Here is a 415-nt window from a genome sequence, read left to right on the forward strand (position 1 = left end):
TACCCAGGCACCCAGCGTGGATCTCGGAATGGCCAGTCCCGCACGGCCAAAGATCTGTTCCTGCCGATACAGCGGCAAGTGGTCGCCGTACTTGGCGACCAGCACTTGCGCGAGCAAGCCGGCAGTGGGCACGCCCTTGTCGATCACATGTGGCGGAACCGGCGCCTGGATCAGCGTCTCGCACGCTTTGCACACCCACTTGCCGCGGATATGCCGCTCCACCGTGAACACGCCCGGCGTGTAGTCCAGCTTCTCGCTCACGTCCTCGCCGATGCGTATGCGTTCGCAACCGCACTGGCACGTCGTGCTATCCGGTTCGTGATGGATCTCGGTGCGCGGCAGTTGCGGCGGCAGCGGTGCGCGTTTCGGCTGCTCGCGTTGCCGTTCAACTCGTGTCGGCTCAAGCTGTTCGAGT

1 protein-coding gene is annotated in these 415 nt (G+C 64.3%); it reads right to left on the minus strand.

Annotated features, from left to right (window positions below):
• Positions 1-415: IS66 family transposase (locus U5A56_RS37010; RefSeq protein WP_321927432.1), on the minus strand; the 415-nt coding region annotated here is incomplete at both ends.

The organism is Burkholderia sp. BCC1998, from assembly GCF_905339875.1.
GTDB lineage: Bacteria > Pseudomonadota > Gammaproteobacteria > Burkholderiales > Burkholderiaceae > Burkholderia.